This is a genomic window from Alteromonas sp. McT4-15, assembly GCF_020515205.1.
Taxonomy (GTDB): Bacteria; Pseudomonadota; Gammaproteobacteria; order Enterobacterales; family Alteromonadaceae; genus Alteromonas.
Genome location: NZ_JAJALG010000026.1, coordinates 42,574 through 59,499, shown reverse-complemented (window position 1 = coordinate 59,499; position 16,926 = coordinate 42,574). Strand labels below are relative to the sequence as shown.

12 protein-coding genes are annotated in these 16,926 nt (G+C 45.1%); 7 read left to right on the top strand and 5 right to left on the bottom strand.

Annotated features, from left to right (window positions below):
* Positions 1-254: 254 nt before the first annotated feature.
* The 5 genes from LHL20_RS15740 (at position 255) to LHL20_RS15720 (ending at position 8,322) form a co-directional block, all read left to right on the top strand.
* Entirely contained in the window at positions 255-1,304 is a 1,050-nt protein-coding gene (locus LHL20_RS15740) for an efflux RND transporter periplasmic adaptor subunit (protein ID WP_226433971.1), read from the top strand.
* 12 nt (positions 1,305-1,316) lie between these two features.
* Positions 1,317-4,421: an efflux RND transporter permease subunit gene (locus tag LHL20_RS15735; protein ID WP_226433970.1), complete on the top strand. Its 3,105-nt coding sequence runs from the start codon at positions 1,317-1,319 to the stop codon at positions 4,419-4,421.
* Positions 4,422-4,940: 519 nt separating this feature from the next.
* Positions 4,941-5,345 (top strand): phosphate ABC transporter substrate-binding protein, encoded by a 405-nt coding sequence (locus tag LHL20_RS15730; protein ID WP_202263528.1) that lies wholly within the window; start codon positions 4,941-4,943, stop codon positions 5,343-5,345.
* A gap of 33 nt (positions 5,346-5,378) precedes the next feature.
* The gene (locus LHL20_RS15725) at positions 5,379-6,560 is read left to right on the top strand and encodes a topoisomerase IV (protein WP_202263530.1); all 1,182 of its coding nucleotides are present in this window, start codon (positions 5,379-5,381) and stop codon (positions 6,558-6,560) included.
* Between the two features lie 142 nt (positions 6,561-6,702).
* On the top strand, positions 6,703-8,322 hold the full coding sequence (locus LHL20_RS15720) for a methyl-accepting chemotaxis protein (RefSeq protein WP_226433969.1): 1,620 nt from the start codon (positions 6,703-6,705) through the stop codon (positions 8,320-8,322).
* 152 nt (positions 8,323-8,474) lie between these two features.
* Here the strand turns inward: LHL20_RS15720 and rpoD are convergent, their stop codons facing one another.
* The 4 genes from rpoD to rpsU form a co-directional block, all read right to left on the bottom strand.
* Positions 8,475-10,307, bottom strand: a complete 1,833-nt coding sequence (rpoD, locus tag LHL20_RS15715; RefSeq protein WP_226433968.1) for an RNA polymerase sigma factor RpoD — start codon at positions 10,305-10,307, stop codon at positions 8,475-8,477.
* Between the two features lie 370 nt (positions 10,308-10,677).
* The gene (gene dnaG / locus LHL20_RS15710; protein WP_202263534.1) at positions 10,678-12,456 is read right to left on the bottom strand and encodes a DNA primase; all 1,779 of its coding nucleotides are present in this window, start codon (positions 12,454-12,456) and stop codon (positions 10,678-10,680) included.
* Positions 12,457-12,576: 120 nt separating this feature from the next.
* Positions 12,577-13,023 carry a GatB/YqeY domain-containing protein gene (locus LHL20_RS15705; protein WP_159624006.1) on the bottom strand — a complete coding sequence of 149 codons (447 nt, stop codon included), beginning with the start codon at positions 13,021-13,023 and terminating at the stop codon, positions 12,577-12,579.
* Between the two features lie 166 nt (positions 13,024-13,189).
* Positions 13,190-13,405, bottom strand: a complete 216-nt coding sequence (rpsU, locus tag LHL20_RS15700) for a 30S ribosomal protein S21 (RefSeq protein WP_012517258.1) — start codon at positions 13,403-13,405, stop codon at positions 13,190-13,192.
* Between the two features lie 365 nt (positions 13,406-13,770).
* Between rpsU and tsaD the strand changes: the two genes are divergently transcribed.
* Positions 13,771-14,796 carry a tRNA (adenosine(37)-N6)-threonylcarbamoyltransferase complex transferase subunit TsaD gene (tsaD, locus tag LHL20_RS15695; protein WP_226433967.1) on the top strand — a complete coding sequence of 342 codons (1,026 nt, stop codon included), beginning with the start codon at positions 13,771-13,773 and terminating at the stop codon, positions 14,794-14,796.
* Between the two features lie 60 nt (positions 14,797-14,856).
* A complete protein-coding gene (locus tag LHL20_RS15690) occupies positions 14,857-16,134 on the top strand; it encodes an alkaline phosphatase family protein (protein ID WP_226433966.1) in 1,278 nt (425 codons plus the stop codon).
* On the opposite strand, the gene plsY is transcribed toward LHL20_RS15690, so the two are convergent.
* Complete coding sequence (plsY, locus tag LHL20_RS15685) at positions 16,124-16,726, bottom strand: glycerol-3-phosphate 1-O-acyltransferase PlsY (RefSeq protein WP_202263541.1); 603 nt, start codon at positions 16,724-16,726, stop codon at positions 16,124-16,126. The two genes, LHL20_RS15690 and plsY, sit on opposite strands and share 11 nt — an antisense overlap.
* Positions 16,727-16,926: the final 200 nt, after the last annotated feature.

Below are 16,926 nucleotides of genomic sequence, written 5' to 3'. Positions count from 1 at the left end.
CTGAAAGGTTCATCCAAGCGAGCCTCATGCGGCTTTACTCGTCGCTAATTTGGAATAACCAAACCACGCAACTCGTTCATTGCCTGATACTCGCTTGGAGTGAACAAAAAGTGTACCGCAAAGGTCAACACGCTCTAGAATAATAACACAGTACGTAATTTATTGATTTGAGTCTATTGTCTCTATTAGGCATTGCGTGCTTGCGGTTTTCTGACAAGCGTTCAGGTTACCGTCCATTTACCATAGGAAAGGTTATGTCTTCACGATTTTCATTGTCGCCACTATTAATTGGTGTCGTTCTATTGGCAGGCGTTGTAGTGTACTTAAACCTACCCGAGAATGAAGCCGCACAACGTAGTGGCCCGCGCGCCACGCCAGTTAAAACGGCAATAGTGAGTGCTAAAACCTTTCCCATCACAATTGAATCGCTTGGTACAACGATTGCCAATGAGTCTGTGAATATCACGTCGCAAGTTACTGACACGGTTCAAGCCATTAATTTTGATGATGGCGACAAAGTAGAACAGGGCGAGCTGCTCGTTCAGCTTAATAACTCTCAAGAGCGTGCGCGAGTCGAGGAGCTTAAAGCCAATATTGAAGAAGCTAAACGCCAGTTCTCACGTATTGCTGATTTGCGGCAGTCTAACGCTACGTCTGAGCAGCTACTTGATGAGCAGCAAGCTCGCGTAAAAGCGCTAGAAGCGCAACTGGACATCGCCCGAGCACAATTAAACGATTTGCAAATTCGTGCCCCTTTTAGTGGGTTACTAGGTAACCGCGTTATCAGTATCGGTTCGCTTGTGCAGCCAGGTAGCACAATAACAACACTAGACGATATTAGCGTGGTTAAGGTGGACTTCAGTATTGCTGAAAATCACTTGGCGAGCGTTGCCAAAGGTCAGCGTATCACTGCATCGTCAGTGGCTTATCCTGGGGTCGATTTTGAAGGCGTTATTAGCAACATCGATACGCGCCTTGACCCTGTCAGTCGTGCCATTCGAGCTAGAGCCATTATACAGAACAAAGACGGTCGCCTTCGTCCAGGAATGTTATTAACCGTAACGGTAGAAAAACGCGTGCTTGATACGCTGGTTGTTCCTGAAAAAGCACTTGTACCGGTTGAAGATAAACAATTTGTTTACGTGGTTAAAGACGATGTAGCACATCAGGTAGAAGTCTCCATTGGAGAGCGACGTCCTGGGCTGGTGCAAATTGTTAACGGTCTTGTAAGCGGTGATGAAGTGATAACGGAAGGGACACTTCGCGTGCGCGACCAGTCGCCTGTTAATGTGCTTAACCGATAAGGGGCGACGCGTATGTTACTGTCAGATGTTTCGGTAAAACGTCCAGTTTTTGCCACGGTAATAAACTTACTACTTATCATTTTTGGTATTGTCGCGGTGTCGATGCTGTCTCTTCGCGAATACCCTGATATCGACCCGCCTATTGTTTCAGTATCAACAACTTATACTGGTGCGTCAGCGAACATTGTTGAAACCCGTATTACCCAGTTACTAGAAGATAGGATTTCTGGTATTGAAGGGATTAAAAACGTAACGTCTACATCGCGTAATGGTCGCTCAGATATTACGATTGAGTTCAAATTATCACGAGATATCGACGCTGCCGCAAATGATGTAAGAGAGCGCGTAAGCCGAGCCCTCAATAATTTACCAGACCAGGCCGATCCTCCTGAAGTGTCTAAAGCCAATTCAGATGAGAGCGCAGTGGTGTGGTACAACTTGAGAAGTACCAACCTTAACACCATGGAGTTAACCGATTACGCCGAACGTTTTTTGGTTGACAGGCTATCGATTGTTGACGGTGTCGCCCGCGTTCAAATAGGTGGTGGACGTCGCTATGCAATGAAAGTGTTCTTGGATAGAAATGCCATGGCCGCACGCGGTATCACCGTAAGCGACGTAGAGCAGGTTATTCGCGCAGAAAATGTAGAACTTCCGGCTGGTGAAGTCGAGTCGACAGATAGAAACTTTGAAGTACGCGTAGCGAGAACCTTTTTGACGCCTGACGATTTTGCAGCGTTAACGGTTGCTGTTGGCGACAATGGTTATCTCGTGCGTTTGGGCGAAATTGCTAACGTAGAGCTAACGGCCGAAGACGATGAAACCGAGTTTCGCGGTGATGGCGTTAATATGATTGGTCTGGGTATTGTAAAGCAATCTAAGGCCAATACCCTTGATGTTGCTCGGGCAGCTAAAGCGCAAATAGAGAAAATTGAAGCGAGCTTGCCTGACAATATTTTCATTGTCCCAAGCTACGATTCTTCCGTATTTATTGAAGCGTCGATTGATGAAGTATATCAAACGCTCGCCATTGCCATGATGATGGTCGTCATCGTTATTTATCTTTTCTTAGGTAATGTGCGCGCTACTTTAATACCTGCTGTTACGGTACCAGTGTCAATTATAGCGGCCTTCATCGTTATGTACGCATTGGGCTTCTCTATTAATTTATTAACGCTCTTGGCGATGGTGTTGGCTATTGGCTTAGTGGTCGATGACGCGATTGTAGTACTTGAGAATATTTATCGTCGTATTGAAATGGGGGAGCCGCCTATTCTTGCAGCCTATCGCGGTGCAAGAGAAGTGGGTTTCGCCGTCATTGCCACTACCCTTGTCCTTATTTCCGTATTTGTGCCGTTAGTTTTCTTAGAGGGTAATATCGGCCGTTTGTTTACTGAGTTTGCCCTAGCTATCGCTGCGGCCGTTGCATTTTCAAGTTTTACCGCATTGACGTTATCGCCCATGATGGCGTCGAAAATTCTTAAAAAACGCGAGCGTTCATCAGGTTTTGGAAGCTGGATGGATAAGCGTTTTAGTGCGCTGGAAAATGGCTATTTCAACAGTTTAGGCAAAACGCTGCACCAACCCCTTCTTATGCTGATCATGTTGGCAATCGCAATAGTGGCGGTTTTCCAGTTGTCAGAAAAAGTGCCAAGCGAATTTGTACCAAAAGAAGATAGAGGAAATTTTTTCATCTTGATGAATGCTCAGGAAGGCGCGAGTTTTGAAAGCAATGCGGCAAACCTTAAGCAAATAGAAGATGTACTCATGCCTTATCGAGAAAGCGGAAAGATAAATCGCTTGTTGGTGAGAACGCCGGGTTTTGGTGGTAATGCAGGTATCGCGATTGTGGGCTCAGCGGACTGGGACGAGCGTGATTTTAGTACCTTTGAACTTATGGATGAAATTAGTGCCAAGCTAAATGCTGTGCCTGATGTACGCGCATTTGCGATCATGCGCAGTGGGGTGTCCGGTGGTGGCTTTGGACGTCCAGTACAGTTTGTGTTGCAAGGAGATACTTATGAAAATCTTGTGGCATGGCGAGATACGGTACTGGAAAAAGCAAGTGAGAATAACGGGTTAATTCGCTTAGATTCGGATTATAAAGAAACATCTCCACAGCTATTGGTGAACATTAATCGCGATCGAGCCGCCGATCTTGGTGTATCAATAAGCGACATAGGGCGCACCTTAGAAGTGATGCTAGGTCAACGCCGCGTGTCGACTTTCCTCGACAGAGGGGAAGAGTACGACGTCATTCTTGAAGGGATTGAAGCAGATTTTAGAAGCCCCAATAGCATTGAAAACTTGTACGTGCGTTCATCACGTACTGGCGAGCTTATTCCAATGGACAACTTACTTACCTTTGAAGAGCAAGCCACTTCAGCGCAATTAAATCGTTACAATAGAATGCGTGCAGTAACCATATCGGCAAATTTGGCTGATGGGTATACCTTGGGGCAGGCACTTACCTATCTTGAAGATATTGTGCGCACTGAGTTGCCAGACAATGTTTCAATTGACTATAAGGGTGAGTCTCAGCTCTATCACGAAGCAGGCAACTCATTTGTGTATGTATTTATGCTCGCGCTGGCGGTTACATACCTGATATTGGCGGCGCAGTTTGAGAGCTGGGTACATCCGCTCGTTATCATGCTAACGGTACCGCTAGCGTTAGTTGGGGCGTATATAGGGCTGTTCTTCTCAGATATGACGATTAATATCTACAGTCAAATCGGACTGGTAATGTTAATAGGCCTTGCGGCGAAAAACGGTATTCTGATTGTCGAATTTTCCAATCAGCTTCGCGATGCCGGAATGGAGTTTGAGCTGGCACTTAAACGTGCTTCAGCACAACGACTACGCCCAATTGTAATGACTGGATTCACGACTGTATTTAGTTCATTACCGTTAGTGCTGGCTTCAGGTCCGGGGGCCGAGAGTCGAATGGTTATTGGTATGGTTATATTCTCCGGCGTCCTAGTCTCTGCTTTTATGACGTTGTATGTAGTGCCTACCGCATACAGTTGGCTTGCTCGAAACACGGGGTCACCGCTTCAACGCACGCTCAAAATAAATACACTTGAGAAAGAAATTCCCTATAAAAAGGGGGAATAAAGGAAAACATACTCTACTTAAGCGAGCGAAATTTTCTTTTTTGCTCGCTTTTTATTCATGCTTTAGTTGTGTAAAGGTATAAATATTGATCACTCACGTATTTAATATTATACGGTCAGAGTGCGCTTAGATTTCTGATTTGCTTATGGGTATTCATTTAACGTATTGAAAAATAATACTTAATTTTCTATTTTTAACAGCCATTCATTAGGCTTATAGTTCTCAATAAATATAAAATAAATCGATTAGACAATTGTATAGTTGATTAACGCCATTCTTCCTCTAAACTTCGCCCCATATTCAAACGCTCGTATAAGTCGCTAATTTTTAGACATTAAAATCGAATACATATTTTTAGTCCGCAGTGGCAAATATGGCATTTGTGACTAATACTTACTTTGCTTGAAGCAAAGCTAGGCCGAAAGGTTAAAGAAAGCGACACACCCGATAATAATAAAAAAGGGTGTTGTAGATATGGAGCTAAGAGCTAGCATTCCAACAAAATTGAGAGGACACACCATGAAGAAATGGATACTTGCAGCAAGCTTATGCTGTAACGTAGCTTTTGCTGAAGTAGCAGTTATTGTTCACCCTGGTAATGGCGACGCACTAGATAAAGACAGCATCAGCCGTTTATTTTTAAACAAAGCAAAAGCATTTCCTAGCGGTACACAAGCTGAGCCTATTGCACTTGAAGAAGGTCAAGCGGCAACGGAAGAATTCAACGGTAAAGTACTTAACAAATCAGCGGCTCAACTAACTGCATTTTGGTCTAAGTTAGTTTTCACCGGTAAAGGGCAGCCGCCAAAAGCATTGGCAAACGATGCAGCAGTAATCTCAGCAGTAGCAGCCAATCCAGGTGCTATCGGTTATGTTGACGCAAGTGCCGTGAACGACAGCGTTCGCGTAGTTGCCACGTTTTAATTTACCGTCATATTCAAATTTCAAGGAACACGCATGAAAACCAAAATTGCTATTCTTTCAATGGCCGGCCTTATGGCGGCTCCTGCTTTCGCAGACGTTCAAATTAATGGTTTTGCAAACCTTATCGGCGGTATGACTTTAGACAGTGATGAAGCTGTTTATGGCTACGACGACGATTTCAATTTCGATCCTGCCAGTGTATTTGGACTTCAAGTAAGAGGCGATGTAAGCGACAAGTTGTCTGCTACCGCACAGGTTGTGGGCCGCGGTAGCGAAGATTACGACGCCGAGTTCGAGTGGGCCTATATGACCTACGCGCTTAGCAACACTACCAACATTAGTGCGGGCCGTATGCGCGTGCCTTTATTTAAGTATTCATCATCGCTTGATATCGGTTACTCATACCACTGGTTAACGCCGCCAGATGCTGTTTACGGTCTAGATTTCAATAATATTGATGGTGTACGCGTTGACTACACTAACTTTTCTGGTGATTGGGAATATGGCGTGCAGCTTACTGCGGGACGTACTGAAACTGACACAACAATTTCTGGTACACCTGCTGAACTAGAGCTTCAAAACGTTGTAGCGCTATCTTTTGAGGTTACTCGCGATTGGTTCAGTGCGCGTACGCTTCTTGGCCGTGCCAAGGTTAGTGCCGCTAACGCTGACTTCGATGGTTTTGTAAGTGCACTTAATCAGTTTGGTGCGGTTGTAGCACCAGCGCAAGCGGCCGCTGAAGGCTTCAGTGTAAATGAAGACACGGGTAGCTTTTTTGAAGTGGCAGCAGCAGTAGATAAATACGATTGGTTTGTGGGTGCTGAGTTTACTCAACAAGAAGTTGATAATTCAATTATTGCTGATAACAAAGCGTGGTATGTCACTGCCGGTCTACGCCTAGGGAAGTTCACTCCACACATTACCTATGAAGTAGAAGAAGCTGACAATGCACGTCAACTAGGTCTTGTTGCGGCTATGCCAAGCAATATCGCAACTGGTGATGCAGTTACTGATGCAACCTACAATGTGCTATATCAAACTGCTGCTGGCATAGCGACACAGCAAGATTTAGAGGTGTCTGCGGTGACTGCAGGTCTTCGTTACGATGTAGAGCCAGGTTTTGCGTTGAAAGTTGATGTAACGTGGTACTCAGATGATCTTAACGACCTTAACGATGCGACGTTGCTGAAGATTGGTGCTAATTACGTTTTTTAATATAAATAAGGCCTTACACTTGGTGTAAGGCCTTTTTTGCTAAAGTTTTTAGTGTTTCTGTAGATAAATAATGGCAAGAACTATTTTTTAGGTTAGCCTGATAATAGGGAAGCGAAAAATAACCAAAATCGTGAGATAGCTGATGAACTTTCTGAAGAAAATGCCAATTGCGACGAAGATATTCCTGATTCCAGGGATCGCAGCGCTAAGTTTTATTGTTTATTTACTTATTACTGTATTTACTGCGCTAAATAACGGCGCTACCTTGGAAAAGGTGCAGAAAGTTCAGTACCCGGCGCTCCAGTTGTCAGCGTCAACGCTGGTTGAAATGCAAAAAGTGCGAGATACCCTAGCGAGCGCGGTAACCACAGGTGACCAAGACACGTTATCGGTAGCACAAGACCTTGCGCAAGAAGCTAAATCAGGTCTTAATCAAATTGCCAACATCAGCTCTGATTTTCGCTCTGATATTTCACGAATCTCTTCAGGGTTCGATGACTATTTTAAAGTCGCTTTTGACGTTTCTCAGTCGATGATCGATGGTACCGCCGACTTTAGCCGTTTAGGCGAGTTGTCATCGCAGATGAACAATTCTTATGACGGTGTTATTGCTTCGATGACGCGTTTTAGAGACGAGCAAGAAGCCGCTTTCGAAGAAGCGTTTGAAAACACCGATACCGCCAACACTTCACTTATCAGCACGGGTGTCATTTTGGCAATCGTTGTTACTATTTTATTGTTTGCGACCGCAATTCCCATTGTGCGCGGTATCAAGCAGAGCATTGATGATGTGGTTCGCTCGCTTAAAGATATAGCGCAAGAAAATGGTGACCTCACCGTGCGTATCGATACCAAAAGCGAGGATGAAATTGGTGAACTTGTTTATTGGTTTAATCAATTCATGGACAAACTACAGGGCGTTGTTCGCGATGTAGTTGAAGCAAGTTTACCGCTTTCAAACCTTGCCCAAAATCTGCGAGGCGTTACCGAAGAGACACAGCGCACCATTGATGTACAGCAGCAGTCTGCAACCAACGCTAAACGCGCAGTTGATACCATGAGTGGCTCTGTAGATGGCGTTGCTCACAGCGCAGCGCAAGCGGCAAACGATGCGAATGAAGCCACAACCGCTGCAGGCGAGGGGCGCAAAATCGTACAACAGACGGTGACCAGCATTCAGCAGTTAGCAGAAAATGTACGCGAAACGGCAGATGTTATTGCGCGCCTTGAAGCTGATTCAAATAAAGTTGGCTCTGTGCTTGATGTTATCAAAGGTATTGCAGAGCAAACCAACTTACTTGCGCTTAATGCTGCAATCGAGGCTGCTCGTGCGGGTGAACAAGGCCGCGGATTTGCGGTAGTTGCCGATGAAGTGCGTACGTTGGCGTCAAGAACACAGCAATCGACAGAAGAGATTCAAAGCACTATTGAGCAACTTCAAAACGCTGCACATTCTGCGGTGGAAGTTATGTCTCGCGGTACCGAGCAAGCTACAAGCAGTGTAGAAACAGCGAATAAAGCAGGCAGTAGCTTAGAAACTATTACCAGCACAATTGGTCGTATTAATCAGATGAACGAGCAAATAGCTCACAACACTGAAGAGCAGCGTACTGTGGCCGTTGATATTGTGCGCCATGTTGATGAAATTCATCAGCGTACTGAGCAAACCGCGAGTCGTTCTGGAGAGCTTGGTAGCATGTGTAACGAACTTGCTGACCTAGCGCAACATCTCGAGTCAATTGCTAAGCAGTTCAGAGTGTAATGTAGCGCTACAGGTAAGATGAATTGAAAACGCCTCTTTCAAAGAGGCGTTTTTTTATGGGTAAAAAAAATCCCCAGCATTTGCTGAGGATTTTGCTAATCAAAGCAGAGAAGGTTTATGTAAACCTTAACTCATATTCATCGTTAACCACGTTACTCGTCTAGGAAGCTTCGTAGCTGCTCAGAGCGGCTTGGGTGGCGAAGCTTGCGAAGTGCTTTGGCTTCAATCTGACGAATACGCTCACGGGTTACGTCAAATTGCTTACCTACTTCTTCAAGCGTGTGGTCGGTGTTCATATCGATACCAAAACGCATACGTAACACTTTCGCTTCACGCGCAGTAAGGCCCGCTAATACTTCTTGTGTTGCGTCTTTCAAGCTTCCGCCTGTTGCAGAATCGAGCGGCTGAATAATCGTGCTATCCTCGATAAAGTCGCCAAGATGTGAATCTTCATCATCACCGATGGGAGTTTCCATCGAGATTGGCTCTTTCGCGATTTTAAGTACTTTGCGAATCTTGTCTTCTGGCATCAACATACGCTCAGACAACTCTTCAGGAGTAGGCTCACGACCCATTTCCTGAAGCATTTGGCGTGAAATTCGATTAAGTTTGTTGATCGTTTCAATCATGTGAACCGGAATACGAATAGTACGTGCTTGGTCCGCAATTGAACGTGTGATCGCCTGACGAATCCACCATGTTGCATAAGTTGAGAACTTATAACCTCGACGGTATTCGAACTTATCAACCGCCTTCATTAGACCAATGTTACCTTCTTGAATAAGGTCAAGGAATTGAAGACCGCGGTTGGTGTACTTTTTCGCAATCGAAATTACTAGACGTAAGTTCGCTTCAACCATCTCTTTCTTCGCACGGCGTGCTTTTGCCTCGCCGATTGACATGCGACGGTTGATATCTTTGATATCTGCGATAACCAAGCCAGTTTCCTGTTCTACTTGGTTCATCTTGCTAATACAACGTTCAATTTCTTCTTGGTTGACCGCAAGTTCAGCCGCGTAAGGCGCACCTGATTTAACTGCTTCATGTAACCAAGCAGAAGATGTTTCGTTGCCTGCAAATGCCTTAATAAAATCTTTCTTAGGCATTTTTGCATTTACCACGCAGAACTTCATAACAAGGCGTTCTTGAATACGCACTTTGTCCATCATTTCACGCATGTTTCTAACCATGCGATCAAACTGCTTAGGTACTAATCGGAATTCTTTAAACACGTCGCTCAGCGCGTTAATTTGCTCGCGAGCGTCAGCGTGAGCACGACCTTTCTTCTCGATAACAGTGCGTGTTTTTTGATATTGCTCACGTAGCTCAGCAAAGCGCTCGCGCGCCAATTCTGGATCTACGCCGCTATCATCTTCTTCACTTTCATCGTCATCGCTGTCATCATCTTCGTCGTCGAGTTCTTCTTCAGACAACTCTGAGCCAACGTGTGTCGCTGTTGGTGCTAAATCTTGATCGTCGTTAGGATCAACAAAACCAGAGATTATATCGCTTAAGCGAATCTCTTCAGCTTCGTAAAGGTCCCACTGGTCAAGAAGATAAGTGATGGCTTCAGGGTATTCAGCAACTGAACACTGAACTTGGTTAATACCATCTTCAATACGCTTGGCAATTTCAATCTCGCCCTCGCGTGTTAATAGCTCAACCGTACCCATTTCACGCATATACATACGAACAGGGTCTGTGGTGCGGCCTATTTCACTCTCTACGGTAGCAAGTGCTTGAGCAGCAGCTTCCGCTGCATCTTCATCGGCATTCGCTTCTTGCATGAGAAGTTCATCTGCATCAGGAGCTGATTCAGAAACTTGAATTCCCATGTCGTTAATCATGCGGATTATGTCTTCGATTTGATCAGAATCGACAATATCTTGCGGCAGGTGGTCGTTTACTTCTGCAAAGGTTAAGTAACCTTGCTCTTTACCTTTTGCAATCAGGAGTTTAATCTGAGACTGCTTGCTTTGCGCCATATAACCTACACTTCTCACATTCAATTAGTTTGCAATAGAAAAGACAACATACGTTTAGGTATGTTCCCTATCTGCTGTAGTACTGCTTTGTATCAAGGCCGCTTCTGCTCGATGCCACGCTGGTGTAAACCACTATTTTGCGATGCACATCTGCTCGGGTTTGGTTCTGCCCGTTATGTTCGGCTATATCTTTGCTACTTACATTGCTGCATTTTTGTTTAATTGTAGGTTAACCTTACGGTTTTACCTACACATGCAGCGAATTAGCCAGTATAGCAGAGTTTGCGGTGGTTTTACCAGATTGGTGGCTGAATTTTTAGCCAGTAGCCAAATACAAAAAGACAATACAAAATTCACTTTGCAGATGGGGTTAACTTTTCTGCCTCTCCCTCATGAGCAGGGTCAGTTCCTCTTTTTCCGCTTTAGTGAGCGGCTGAACCCGCGAGCGTGAAATTAAGGTTTCAATTCGGCTATCGAAATGCCCGTCAAGTAAGCGAGCGAAGCTGTCGTTATAAACCCGTTCAGCATCCTCGTCTTTTACCAAGTGTTCTTGTAACAATAATTTCGCGATAGTAGTAGAGTGGGGATGACCGCGGAAATTTTCAACAAGCTGTGCAGTATTCGCTCTTGGATTTGCCTCGCAATAAGCGTGAATATCGCGCAGCAAATCCATACCTGCTGCTTGGCTGCCGGCAAAAATACCTATTTGCACATCTTCGCAGCGTGATGCCAGTTCAGGTTTGTCCAATAGTAGTCGAATTAGCATGCGTAGCGGCGACAGCTTTGGTTTATTCACCTGCGTACGGTTAGGTGAAAATGCGTGTTTAGCACCTTGATTGGCACGCGTGATGTCTTGTTGCAGTTTAAAGCGATCAAACTCACCAGTATGCTTGGCAAGTTCTTCTAGTAGCATTTGTTTCTGATCGTCACCCAAAACGCTTTCAATAAGTGGCATGGCGGCTTTTTTGAGCGCAATTTTGCCTTCAGGGGTACCTACGTTGTGGGTTTTTAATAAATTTTCAAAGAAGAAACGAGATAACGGCATTGCCTTATCCAACATACCCATAAAGGCGTCTTTACCCACTTGGCGAACCATAGTGTCTGGGTCTTCACCGTCGGGTAGAAATAGAAACGATAGGCGAACACCATCCTTTAAAGCTGGTAATGCATTTTCAAGCGCGCGCCATGCAGCCTCGCGTCCGGCTCGGTCGCCATCATAGCAACATACAATATGTGAAGTGGCGCGAACCAACATTTGGATGTGCTCAGGCGTGGTTGCCGTGCCAAGTGCCGCAGTTGCAATATTGATGTCAAATTGGCTTAACGCCACTACATCCATATAGCCTTCAACAATGACTACGGTATCTAGGGTTCGATTTTGCTGACGCGCAGAATAGAATCCAAACAGCTCACTGCCTTTGTGAAATATTCGCGTTTCAGGTGAGTTCAAGTATTTTGGACCACCATCATCAAGAACGCGACCACCAAAGCCAACGACTCGACCGCGTTTATCGCGTATCGGAAACATAATACGATCGCGAAAGAAGTCGTATGTGCGACCTTGGTCGTTGCGATTAACTAGCTTTAAATCCACGAGTTGCTTGATACGTTGTGGATCAGTACCAAAGGTTTTTAACAGAGCATCCCAACTATCGGGCGCATAGCCAATTTCCCATTGCTTTACAATATCGCCACTAAGCCCACGATTTTTAAGGTAATCGATAGCTTTTTTGCTGTTGCTATTTTGTCGTAGCTGATGCTGAAAAAAGCGAGTAACTTGCTCCATTACGGCATAGTCGTCTTGCTGTTGTTGCTTTTTTTCCTCACTCATCGCTGGACGGCTACCTTTTTCTCGCGGCACTTCAAGGCCGTGATAGCGCGCCAGCTCTTCTATGGCTTCAACAAACTCAAGTCGGTCAAATTCCATGATGAACGAAATGGCATTTCCATGGGCGCCACATCCAAAGCAGTGGTAGAACTGTTTGTCTTGGCTAACGGTAAATGAAGGGGATTTTTCATTGTGAAAAGGGCAACAGGCTTGGTAGTTCTTGCCAGCTTTTTTGAGCTTAACTCGACTATCTACTACTTCTACCACATCGGTACGAGAGAGTAAGTCATCAATGAAATCGCGAGGTATTTTTCCGGCCATGGGGGAGTCAAAAACGTAAAACAACGGTTACTGTATCAGGGAAGTCACAAAATGAGAACGACTAACATGGCGTCAATCGCTCTGCATTAGACAAAAACTAGGCGTAGAACAAAAGCCTATTTAAGCGTTAAGGCGAGCCTTAATTTTAGCGCTTAGTGCGCCCATATCCGTACGGCCTTGTACTTGCGGCTTAAGAGCTCCCATTACTTTACCCATATCCTGCATACCAGACGCGCCAGTCGCGGTCATCGTTTCATCGATAAGTGCATTTAGCTCATCGTCGGTTAACGGCTGAGGTAGAAAGCCTTCAATATGGGTAATTTCTTCACGCTCAATGCTAGCCAGATCATCGCGATTAGCCGCATCATATTGTGCTGCGGCGTCTTGGCGCTGCTTAACCATTTTGGTTAATACCGCTAAGATAGCACTATCATCTAAGGTAATTTGCTCATCAATTTCTTTTTGCTTGATAGCAGCAAGTGCCATGCGAATGGTGCCTAGACGCACCTTATCTTTTGCGCGCATTGCGTCTTTCTGTGCTTCTTTTAAATCATCAATTAGTGCCATGATGCTTCCTGTTTTATTTTTATCGGTGGCCTATTAAGCCTCAGGTTAAAAATCAAATGCAACCATTTGAGTGGGAACAAACGGGTTCGACTGAAAAAATAGGGGCCCAGAAACGCGAAAGGTGCTGCAATTGCAACACCTTTCAGACTCGTTACTTAACCCTATATTAGTAGAGTTTTACGCGACGTGCGTTTTCACGAGCTAGCTTCTTAAGATGACGCTTTTTAGCGGCAGCTTTCTTGCGCTTGCGTTCCCAAGTTGGTTTTTCGAAGAATTCACGACGACGAACTTCAGAAAGAACACCTGCTTTTTCACAAGAACGCTTAAAACGACGCAGCGCCACATCAAACGGCTCGTTTTCTCTAACTTTAACGATAGGCATTAAACACTCACCTCAAAACTTTTACTGTGTAAATCCGGGTAAAATTGTGCGCTAAAAAGGCCACCCGGGTTAAAAATGGTGCGAAATTCTAATCATATCTACAGAGAAAGTAAAGGATGAATTGCTAAAAATTAGCCAATATTGTGCATTTACCCCTTTGTTAGCATTCCATGAACACGGGATTAAAGGTAAACTCTGCGCCCTAGCAAGTGGGCGACCCATAATAACGTCTAGTAAAAACCACTAGAGTTTGTATGGGTATTGTTATGATCGCGGCGAGATCATAATGATGATCGTGACAGATCGCCAGAAAAATTTGCAGATCATTTTTTTAATTTCAAAGGTTGCAAATAGGGTTACTTCCAATGCGTATATTAGGAATTGAAACATCGTGTGACGAAACTGGCATTGCCGTTTATGACGACGCGCAGGGCTTATTGTCTCACGAATTGTATAGCCAGGTTAAGCTGCATGCCGATTACGGTGGTGTTGTGCCTGAGCTGGCATCGCGCGACCACGTGCGCAAGATCATTCCTCTTATTGAAAAAGCAATGGAAGATGCGAATACAACGCCAGATCAAATTGATGGCGTAGCGTTTACGCAAGGCCCTGGACTTGTAGGGGCACTCTTGGTTGGCTCATCGGTTGGACGTTCACTGGCGTACGCTTGGAATGTACCTGCTGTAGGGGTTCACCACATGGAAGGGCATTTGCTTGCGCCCATGTTAGAAGAGGAGGCGCCCGCGTTTCCTTTTGTTGCCCTATTAGTATCTGGTGGCCACTCTATGTTGGTTAAAGTTGAGGGAATAGGTCAATATGAGGTGCTTGGTGAATCAATAGATGATGCCGCTGGCGAGGCCTTCGACAAGACGGCGAAGCTACTTGGCCTTGATTATCCTGGTGGTCCTTTATTAGCAAAGTTAGCCGAACAGGGTGAAGCAGGTCACTACAAGTTTCCGCGTCCGATGACAGATAGACCAGGGCTCGATTTCAGTTTCAGTGGCCTTAAAACGTTTGCTGCCAATACCATTCGCGACGCAGATTTAAGCGGCAATGATGCAGAGCAAATAAAAGCGAATATTGCCTATGCCTTTCAAGAAGCAGTGGTTGATACCCTTATTATTAAATGCAAGCGCGCCCTTAAACAAACCGGCATGAAACGTTTAGTTATTGCTGGCGGTGTTAGTGCAAATACTATGCTGCGCGCACAAATGAAATCATTAATGAACGACCTAAAGGGTGAGGTGTTCTATCCAAGTTTGGCATACTGCACTGACAATGGCGCTATGATAGCCTACGCTGGCATGCAGCGATTAAAAGCAGGCAAAGTGCTGGGCTTATCTTCGCAAGCTAAACCAAGATGGCCCCTTGATACACTTAATGCCATTTAATCGAAACTCGAACACGCTAAATTACCGATAGCGGTAAACTAAGAAAAGGACAGTTTGGTAATGAAAGCGATAAAAGTCAGTAGGATTTGGGGTTGGTGTTGCATCTTTTGGTGTCTGTCGGCGTCTGCACAGACTGCCAGCGAGGGTGATACCTCACCCCTTGGCACTCACCGAAATAAAGATGCCCAACAACACGTTGTGCTCATTTCTCTTGATGGATTCAGGCACGATTACATAGAGCTTCACGACGCGACAAACCTCAAGCGAATAGCCAAAAACGGGGTAAGGGCTGATGCAATGACGCCTGTCTATCCGGCTAATACCTTCCCAAATCATATTTCGTTAGTCACTGGTTTGTTACCCAAGCACCATGGCATAGTAAATAATCGGTTTTATGACAAGTCTCGCCCCGTTGATGGGGGCTATGCACACTATAAAATGGGCTACGGTAGAATGGATAGTACATGGATAACGGCTGTACCTTTGTGGAACCTAGCTGAATTTCATGGCTTAAAAGCCGCTACCTTTTTTTGGCCCGAGTCTGATGCCCGTATTTCCGGTGCCCTGCCGACCTATCATTTTCATTACTCAAAATATGCCGATTATCAACAGCGTGTAGAGCAGATAATGCAGTGGCTAAATTTACCAGAGGTGTCTCGTCCTCGGTTTATTGCTGGCTACTTTTCGCTAACTGATACGGTAGGGCATGATGAAGGACCCCTATCAGAGAAAACGAAACACGCGGTGCAGAAAGTCGATGCGTTGATAGGGCAACTTTATGACCGTATACAAGCGTTAGATATTGCAGTTAACTTGGTCGTCGTATCAGACCATGGCATGACGCCACTTGATGAATTGCAATTTATTGAAGTGGACACACTCAATATTCCCGATGATTTTCTTGTGGAAAACGAAGGTGCTCAGTTATTAATTTACGCTCGAGAAGAGATTAGCGCAGATGAGATAGCACATGAAAAAGCGCGACTTACTGCTGTTGCAAAGGGGCGATTTACGGTGCTTGATAGCACTATGCGCGCTGCTCGCAGCATGGAAGTAGACAGAAGAACAGGTGATATTCTTCTTGAAGTGGCGCCACCGGCACGCTTTGTTAATGATGCAAACAATTATTCCAGCAAAGGCGGCCATGGTTACTTAAATACGCTGCCCGATATGGGAGCAACGTTCGTTGCTTCAGGCCCCGCTTTTAAAAAACATAAGCGGATTGCACGTTTTAGCAATTTAGAGTTGTATCCTGCACTGGCTAAAATACTGGGTATTACGCCTATTACTGCCATTGATGGCAAGTTAGACGTGCTCAGTGGTGGTCTTACTCTTTAATATTGCCTTTATCCCACACTTTACTTTCATTGCCTGCCAATAGGCGGGCTATGTTGTCTTTGTGGCGCAAGACAATTAACAGAGACAGCATTGCCACGGGTATGGTGTAAAGAGGTTTGATCCAGTAGGTAAATAGGGGGGCAAGCGATACCGCTAAAATAGCCCCAAGCGACGAATAACCGGTCAAAAATACCACAGCAATCCAACATAGAATCAATAAGCCCGCCAAATCTAGACCTATAGGTAGCATAGCGCCAAATGCTGTTGCCACGGCTTTCCCACCTTCAAATCCGAAATACAGTGGAAAGATATGACCAAGACACGCAGCAATGGCGATAACGCCGAGCAACACGGGTTCAATGCCCAGAAAGTAGCTGCCATAAACAGGGATCGTGCCTTTTAAAATATCCATTACCAGCACTAACAGGGCCGGAATACGCCCTCCTAATCGATAGACATTTGTAGCACCTGGGTTCTTAGAGCCTGCCGTGCGGGGGTCAGGTAAACCAAATGCGCGACTGATCACCACTGCACTGGACAGTGAGCCGAAAAGATAAGCGACCGCTATCATTAAAATGGTTAATGAAATCATTGGTTGCCCCTTGTTATCATACAGCGTTATAGTTGTGGCAAATTTGCTGCGGTTAGCAAAATACCTATCGCTATACCGAGCAAGACGCTAATGCGATATAGATGACAGGCTGTAAATGCATGTAAAGCTACTCCATCCAAACGTGATATACCACCTTTAACCGCTTATTTTTTTAGCTTCTAAATTGTTTTGGCAGTTAA